At 65.2% G+C, this 7,604-nt stretch carries 7 protein-coding genes and 1 tRNA gene; 2 read left to right on the forward strand and 6 right to left on the reverse strand.

The window, feature by feature from the left end:
• Positions 1 to 82 precede the first annotated feature (82 nt).
• From KM176_RS18620 to petA, 3 genes are read right to left on the reverse strand one after another with little or no spacing between them, the layout of a single operon-like run.
• Positions 83 to 874 carry a cytochrome c1 gene (locus KM176_RS18620; protein WP_160896244.1) on the reverse strand — a complete coding sequence of 264 codons (792 nt, stop codon included), beginning with the start codon at positions 872 to 874 and terminating at the stop codon, positions 83 to 85.
• A gap of 17 nt (positions 875 to 891) precedes the next feature.
• Entirely contained in the window at positions 892 to 2,217 is a 1,326-nt protein-coding gene (petB, locus tag KM176_RS18625; protein WP_160896245.1) for a cytochrome b, read from the reverse strand.
• 10 nt (positions 2,218 to 2,227) lie between these two features.
• A complete protein-coding gene (gene petA, locus KM176_RS18630; RefSeq protein WP_160896246.1) occupies positions 2,228 to 2,809 on the reverse strand; it encodes a ubiquinol-cytochrome c reductase iron-sulfur subunit in 582 nt (193 codons plus the stop codon).
• Positions 2,810 to 3,063: 254 nt separating this feature from the next.
• Between petA and KM176_RS18635 the strand changes: the two genes are divergently transcribed.
• Entirely contained in the window at positions 3,064 to 3,753 is a 690-nt protein-coding gene (locus tag KM176_RS18635; RefSeq protein ID WP_160896247.1) for an outer membrane protein, read from the forward strand.
• Positions 3,754 to 3,778: 25 nt separating this feature from the next.
• Here the strand turns inward: KM176_RS18635 and KM176_RS18640 are convergent, their stop codons facing one another.
• The 3 genes from KM176_RS18640 to dapF all read right to left on the reverse strand — a co-directional run bounded on the left by KM176_RS18640 (position 3,779) and on the right by dapF (position 6,691).
• Entirely contained in the window at positions 3,779 to 4,390 is a 612-nt protein-coding gene (locus KM176_RS18640; RefSeq protein ID WP_160896248.1) for a glutathione S-transferase family protein, read from the reverse strand.
• 213 nt (positions 4,391 to 4,603) lie between these two features.
• Positions 4,604 to 5,857, reverse strand: a complete 1,254-nt coding sequence (mtaB, locus tag KM176_RS18645) for a tRNA (N(6)-L-threonylcarbamoyladenosine(37)-C(2))-methylthiotransferase MtaB (RefSeq protein ID WP_160896249.1) — start codon at positions 5,855 to 5,857, stop codon at positions 4,604 to 4,606.
• A gap of 3 nt (positions 5,858 to 5,860) precedes the next feature.
• Positions 5,861 to 6,691: a diaminopimelate epimerase gene (gene dapF, locus KM176_RS18650; RefSeq protein ID WP_160896250.1), complete on the reverse strand. Its 831-nt coding sequence runs from the start codon at positions 6,689 to 6,691 to the stop codon at positions 5,861 to 5,863.
• Positions 6,692 to 6,862: 171 nt separating this feature from the next.
• On the opposite strand from dapF, the gene KM176_RS18655 reads away from it, so the two are divergent.
• A tRNA-Lys gene (locus tag KM176_RS18655) sits at positions 6,863 to 6,938 on the forward strand.
• Positions 6,939 to 7,604: the final 666 nt, after the last annotated feature.

Genomic DNA, 7,604 nt, shown 5'->3' on the forward strand with positions numbered 1-7,604 from the left:
TAAAGAAGCGGTTAGGCCTGTTCGGGGCAGGAAATGCGAAAGGCCCCGGATTTCCGGGGCCCTTCTGGTGCATCTGGACGGCTCAGGCCTCTTTCGCGGCCTTCTTCACCGGCTTCCAGATCCGCTTGTTGGTCAGATACAGCAGAACTGACAGCAGGATCAGGAAGGTCACGGCGACGAAGCCCGCGCGCTTGCGGCCCATCATCTTCGGCTCTGCCGCCCACATCAGGAAGGCCGAGACATCCTCGGCCTCGTGGTGCAGCTCGGAGGAATGGCCGTCGTCGAATTCCACGTCATCGCCGGCCAGCGGCGGCGGCATGGCGATCCAGCCGGTCGAGAAGGCGGTGTTCTCGTAATAGGTGACGCCCGCCTGCTCCCGCGTCTTGCCGGTGTAGGAGGTCAGGATCGCGGTGATGTATTCCGGGCCCCCGATGCCGAACAGAAGCTGGTTGATGCCGGTCCCGAGCGGCCCGTGGAAGCCCGCCCGCGCCTTCGCCATCAGGCTGAGGTCGGGCGCGTTCGGCAGGGAGCTTTTCGGGAAGTGATCGTTCGGGGTGGCCGGGCGCGTGTCATCCAGCTCGGGGTCGAAGACCTCGAAATTGCCGGCATAGGCGCGCACCTGGTCCTCGGGCAGCTCCGGGCCGCCGGGATCGCCCAGCGTCCGGATCGGCACGTAGCGCAGCCCGTGGCAGGCCGAGCAGACCTCGGTGTAGATCTTCAGGCCGCGTTGCAGCTGCTGCTGATCGTAGCTGCCGAAGGGTCCGTCGAAGGAGAAGCGGACATTGTGGATATGCCCGCCGCTCTCGGCGGCCTGTGCGGCCCCGGTCATCAGACCCAGGGCTGCCAGCGCGGGAAGGGTGAGTTTGCGGATCATCGGAGTTCGTCCTTTCCTCACTCGGCCGGCTCGGACGGCTTGGCGCCGTAATGGGCCTTGAAGTCGTCCTCGATCGTGGCGGGGGGCGTGTCGGGTCTCTCGAACAGGCCCAGCAGCGGCAGGATCACGAAGAAATACGCGAACCAGTAGGTCGCCCCGATCAGCGAGATGATCGAATAGGGCGGTTCCGCCGGCATGGCCCCGGCCCACATCAGCACCATGAAGTCGAGCGCCAGCAGCCAGAACCAGTACTTGAAGCTGGGTCGGTAGCGCCCCGAGCGCACCCGCGAGGTGTCCAGCCAGGGCACCAGCGCCATGGCGATGATCGCACCGAACATCGCCAGCACGCCGAAGAACTTGGCGTCGATGATCCCGCCCGAGATCCAGTCGAAGAACATCACCACCCAGACATCCGCGGTGAAGGCCCGCAGGATGGCGTAGAAGGGCAGGAAGTACCATTCCGGCACGATATGCGCCGGCGTCGCCAGCGGGTTCGCCTCGGTGTAGTTGTCGGGGTGGCCCAGGAAGTTCGGCATGAAGCCGACGATGGCGAAGAACACCGCCAGCACCACGGCGAGGGCGAACAGGTCCTTGATCACGAAATAGGGCCAGAAGGGCAGGGTGTCCTTCTCGGCATTGGCCTTGCTGTCGCGGCGCACCTCGACCCCGGTGGGGTTGTTGTTGCCGGTCGAATGGAAGGCCCAGATATGCACGATGACCAGCCCGGCGATGACGAAGGGCAGAAGGTAGTGCAGGCTGAAGAAGCGGTTCAGCGTGGCATTGTCCACCGCCGGTCCGCCCAGCAGCCAGGTTTGCAGCGCCTCGCCCACGAAGGGGATGGCGCCGAACAGGCCGGTGATCACCGTGGCCCCCCAGAACGACATCTGCCCCCAGGGCAGCACGTAGCCCATGAAGCCGGTGGCCATCATCAGCAGGTAGATGATCATGCCGATGATCCAGGTGATCTCGCGCGGGGCCTTGTAGGAGCCGTAGTAGAGACCGCGGAAGATGTGCAGATAGACGGCGAAGAAGAACAGCGAGGCGCCGTTGGCATGCAGGTAGCGCAGCATGTAGCCGCCGTTCACGTCGCGCATGATGTGTTCGACGCTGGCGAAGGCCAGGTCCACATGCGGCGTGTAATGCATCACCAGCACGATGCCGGTGACGATCTGAAGGGCCAGGCAGAAGGCCAGGATGATCCCCCAGATCCACATCCAGTTCAGGTTCTTGGGGGTCGGGATCATGATCGTGCCGTGGATCAGGCCGATGATCGGCAGGCGGCTTTCCACCCACTTCTCGGCCTTGGTCTTCGGTTCGTAATGATCGTGCGGAATTCCGGACATGCGCGCCTCCTCAGCCCAGGATGATCTCGGTCTCGCCGTCGAAGGCGGCGACCGGAATGGGCAGGTTCTGCGGCGCGGGGCCTTTGCGGATCCGGCCTGCCGTATCGTAGTGGGAGCCGTGGCAGGGGCAGAACCAGCCGCCGAAATCGCCCGATTCGCCCAGCGGCACGCAGCCCAGGTGCGTGCAGACCCCCATCATCACCAGCCATTCCTCGGCAGCGGCTCCGCTGGCGCCGGCGGGCACCAGGGCCCGGTTGGCATCAGTGGCGGGGGCATCGGCGGCCAGGTTGGCGTTGCGCGCCACCGGATCGCGCAGTTCGGACATCTCGACGGCATTGGCCTTGTCGATCTCTTCCTGGGTGCGGCGGCGGATGAACACCGGTTTGCCCCGCCACTTGACGGTCAGCTGGGTGCCCTGTTCGACCCCCGACACATCGACCCGGATCGAGGACAGGGCCTGAACATCGGCGGAAGGATTCATCTGGTTGATGAGCGGCCAAACCGCCGCCCCGGCGGCTACGACACCCGCGCCAGCTGTGGCGTAATAGAGGAAGTCCCTCCGGGTGCCCTCGTGATCTTCTGCATGGGACACGAATTTTGCTCCATTTCCTGAGCGGCGAGGCCAGCCGCGTTTGGGTTGTAAGGCGCCCTGTTCGCGCAACCGTACCGTTGCTTTTTTTACCGCTCCCGCCCAATTCGGTCCAGCACGCAATCGTGATCGGGGCGCCAGGGTGCGGAAGTGTCGCGCTTGGCAAAGAACAAGGTAAGACGGTCTAGTGTTTCCAGCTATACTCGGTAGTACACTGGTAACGTGTTACGCCGTAATCAAAGGTGAGCCAGAAAACCATGAAAAAGCAAAATTCCCTGAGGCCCCGGCGGGCGGCAGCTTCCGCGTCCGCGCTGGCTCTCCTGCTGGGGGCATCCCTGGCAAGCCCGGCCGCGGCCGAGACCGAGATCAACGTCTTCGGCGGCATCCAGGAAGCGCCGCACAGCCGCATCAAGGGCTGGACACCGGAAACCGGCGACTTTTCCAAGCTGATCGGCTGGGAAGGCAAGAGCTTTGCCGCACCGCCCTATTACGGCGCCCGTGTGACCCAGTGGATCGGCGGCGGCGACTGGGGCCTCGGGCTCGAGTTCACCCATGACAAGGTCTATGCGCCCAAGGGCGACATGTCGCCCGAGTTCACCACGCTGGAATTCACCGACGGCCTGAACATCGTCACGGTGAACGCGGCACGGCGCTGGCGGAATGCCTGGCACGGCATGACCCCGTATCTGAGCGGTGGCATGGGTGTCGCGATTCCCCATGTCGAGGTGACGCCCACCGGCGGGTCCGCGACCAAGGAATACCAGCTGACCGGCCCGGCGATGCGTCTGACCGCCGGCCTCAGCTACCCGCTGAGCGACAGCTGGTCGGTGTTCGGCGAGTACCAGTTCACCGCCTCGGACAACAAGGCGGACCTCAAGGATGACGGGCATCTGAAATCCACCATCCTGACCAATGCCCTGAACGTGGGTGTGGGCTTCCGCTTCTGACGAAAGCCCCGGGCACGGCCCCGCCTCAGGCGGGGACCGTTGCCTGCATCGAAGGCCGCGCGGCAAAGGTCTCGTACCATGCGGCCAGCGCCGGGCGCCCCGCGCGCCAGTCGCGGTCCCCATGGCGGAAGTCGAGATAACCGAGCGCACAGCCAAGCGCGATCTGCGCGCCGTCGAGCGGCTGCGCCATGGCCTCCGCCCAGCCGGTTTCGATCTCCGAAAGCGTGCGGTCGACCTTCTGCCACTGGGCCTCGACCCAGGGGGCAAAGACCATTTCCCCGGGGCGCAGCTTGTGCTCGTAGACCATGAGCACGGCGGAGTCGAGCAACCCGTCCACGAGGGCTTCCAGTGAGAGTACCTCCCAGATCCGTTCGGCGGGATAGAGGTTGGTCCCGGCGAGGGAATCCAGATAGCGGCAGATCACGGGGCTGTCGCAGACCAGCGGTCCATCCCCGCGCAGCAGCGCCGGGATCCGCCCCAGCGGGTTGGCGGCCACCAGCTCCGGATCCGAGTTCAGCGCCGTCGTGGCGACGTTCCGAAGGGTCACGCGGTCGGCAAGGCCGGCCTCCAGGATGGTGACGCGGACTTTCCGGGCAAAGGGCGAGGCCGGGGAGACGAAGGCGGTAAGGCTGGACATGTGAGCTCCGTTCGGATGGTCTTTCGTGCCGGAGCCTAGGAGCGCGGGCTGGGACTGTCCATCGGAAGGGGGGCTCTGCCCCCGTCGCGGCTGCGCCGCGCCTCCCCCGGGATATTTTCGGCCAGATGACAGGGAGCACGTGCTCTTTATCATCTGGCCATAAATATCCCCGCCGGAGGCATGCAGCCTTGCCGGGTGCGGGGCCTCGGGCTGTCAGGCGCGTAGGTGGCCGCTGTCATGCCCTAGAATCGTGGCGCGCACGATCTGGCTTTCGGGTTGGTCGGTTGCGAAGTGGACCTCGGTGAACTGTTCTGTCCGGCCCATGCGCGGGCTTTCCATCAGGATGCTGTGGACCAGCCCCGTCTGGGCTGCCAGGTGACGGGCGACCTGGAGGTCGCCGGCAGCTCGCAGACGGGCGGCACGGTCACGAATTGTCTTGCCGTTCACCTGAGAGGGGATCTTGGCCGCTGGTGTGCCCTCGCGCTTGGAATAGGGGAAGACGTGCAGCCAGGTCAGGTCGCAGTCGGTGACGAGCTTGAGGGAGTTGAGGAACATCTCCTCGGTCTCGGTGGGGAAGCCCGCGATGATGTCGGCACCATAGGTCATGTCGGGGCGCAGCTTGCGGGCCTCTTCGCAGAAGCGGATCGCGTCGTCGCGCAGGTGGCGGCGTTTCATCCGTTTCAGGATCATGTCGTCGCCGGCCTGCAGCGACAGGTGCAGGTGGGGCATCAGCCGCGGTTCGGTGGCGATGGCCTGCATCAGCGCCTCGTCCGCCTCGATCGAATCGATCGAGGAGATCCGCAGGCGCGGCACGTCCGTCAGCTTCAGGATCCGCAGCACCAGGTCGCCCAGTCGCGGCGTTGCCGGCAGGTCCGCCCCCCAGGAGGTCAGGTCGACCCCGGTCAGCACCACCTCGTTGTAGCCCTGCTGCACGAGGCGCTTGATCTGGTCGACCACCACGCCTGCGGGAACCGAGCGGGAATTGCCGCGGCCATAGGGAATGATGCAGAAGGTGCAGCGGTGATCGCAGCCGTTCTGCACCTGGACATAGGCGCGCGAGCGCGTGCCGAAGCCGTCGATCAGATGGCCGGCGGTTTCGGTGACCGACATGATGTCGTCGACCTGCACGCGTTCGGTCTGGCCGATGAAATCGGGGCCCATGCGCTGCCAGGTCTCGGGCTTCATCTTTTCCGAATTGCCGATGACCATGTCGACCTCGGCCATGGAGGAGAAGGTCTCGGGCTCGGTCTGGGCGGCGCAGCCGGTGACGATGATCTTCGCCTCCGGGTTTTCCCGGCGGATGCGGCGGATTTCCTGCCGGGCCTTGCGGACCGCTTCGGCGGTGACGGCGCAGGTGTTCACCACCTGGGCGCCGGTCACGCCGGCTTCCTCGGCCAGGGCCTTCATCGCTTCCGTCTCGTAGGCGTTCAGGCGGCAGCCGAGGGTGGTGAACTTGGGCGCGTCCATGGCTCAGGCTCCGATCAGGGTGGTCGGAAGCAGGCCGTCGAAGACATGGGCGGTGGGTCCGGTCATCCAGACGCCGTCCGCGCGCCAGTCCAGCGTCAGCCAGCCGCCGTCCAGTTCCATGCGCACGCGCTTGCCGGTCAGGCCGCGCAGATGCGCGGCGACAGCGGTGGCGCAGGCGCCCGAGCCGCAGGCCAGCGTGATTCCGGTGCCGCGCTCCCAGACCCGCATGCGGATCTCCTCGGGCGAGCGGATCTCGGCGAATTCCACGTTGGTCTGCTGCGGGAAGAGCGGATCATGTTCGATCTTCGGGCCCAGCTCGGCCACGGCGACGGCCTCGGCATCGGGGACGAAGAAGACGCAATGGGGATTGCCCATGCCGACCGCGACCGGCGCGCCCTCCAGCGGCAGGTCGGTCACCTCCATCTCGCGCGCCAGCGGCACCTCCTGCCAGCTCAGCTGCGGCGGGCCCATGTTCACGGAAACCTCGCCGTCGACGATCCGCGCGTGCAGCAGCCCGCGCGTGGTGCGGATCGACAGGCTGTCGGCGCCGCCCTGGCCCATGACAAAGGCCGAGACGCAGCGGGTGGCATTGCCGCAGGCGCCCGCCCGCGTGCCGTCGCTGTTCCAGAAGTCGAGGCAGATGTCGCTGTCCTCGCCATCGCGGATCTCGGCCAGCTGGTCGAAGCCGACGCCGCGATGACGGTCACCCACCGCGCGCGCGAGCGCCGGGGTCGTCACCGCTTCGCGCCCGCGCGAGTCGATGACCACGAAGTCGTTGCCAAGCCCATGCATCTTCATGAAGGGCAGGCCCTGGGAGAGATCCTGTGTCTGCATTTCGGCGATATAGACCCGGAAAGCCTTGTTGGAAAGGAGGGCCCAGGAGGTTGACGCTGGGTCCTGTATTTTCTGAGAAGTTTTTTGATCCTTTCTGCTTGACCCCCCTCTCAGACATCCTTAGAGAGCGCTTCACAGACGGCGCAGCGACGCTACGCCAGACTGGAAAGTGGGCCGTTAGCTCAGTTGGTAGAGCAACTGACTTTTAATCAGTGGGTCGTAGGTTCGAATCCTACACGGCTCACCACTTTCTTCAAATGACGAAAAGCCCCGCCGCAAGGTGGGGCTTTCGCATTTTCGGCAGCCGAGGTCCCTGGCGGGCGGGCTGCGCCATTCCCAATTTGAAAGTGCCCCGTGTTCGGAGGTGCCCGTGCTGCCGCGCTCCGGGATTGGTGTGTCCGGCGAGGTGTTGTCGGCGGGGGTGTCGTGTTGTCCTCTCTGCCTCTCTGCCTCTCTGCCTCTCTGCCTCTCTGCCTCTCTGCCTCTCTGCCTCTCTGCCTCTCTCTTCTTGGGAATGGGTTTCGGTCGGGTTGGGCGGCTGCCTCGCGCGCGGGCGCGAATCCATACTTGCTTGTGCGGGGTTGGGGATAGATTCGGCCCCTGTGACCTCTTGGGGAGGGGTGTTGAGTCGAGATTCGAGTCCCTGGTGGCTCTGATTCCCCTGAATAAGCCCCTGAGTCTGTGGATAACCTTGGGGATTTGCCGTGATGCCGTTGGCGCTTTGCCGGGGGTGCGCTGCCGGAAAGCCTTTAAAACAGGGCCCGCGCAAATTTCTTGGGGCGTCTTGATTTTTCTGCTTGCGGGCGTTTGGTGTTATCCGTAGAACCCCCTTCACCGGCGGCGCTGAGGCGTTCGGCGGTTGAAATTCAGAGACATTGGTTGGGCGGGCGCGCCGTTGAGTAAAGGGCGCACT

Origin of the sequence: Pseudooceanicola endophyticus, from assembly GCF_018760365.1 — a bacterium.
Classification (GTDB): Bacteria; Pseudomonadota; Alphaproteobacteria; order Rhodobacterales; family Rhodobacteraceae; genus Pseudooceanicola; species Pseudooceanicola endophyticus.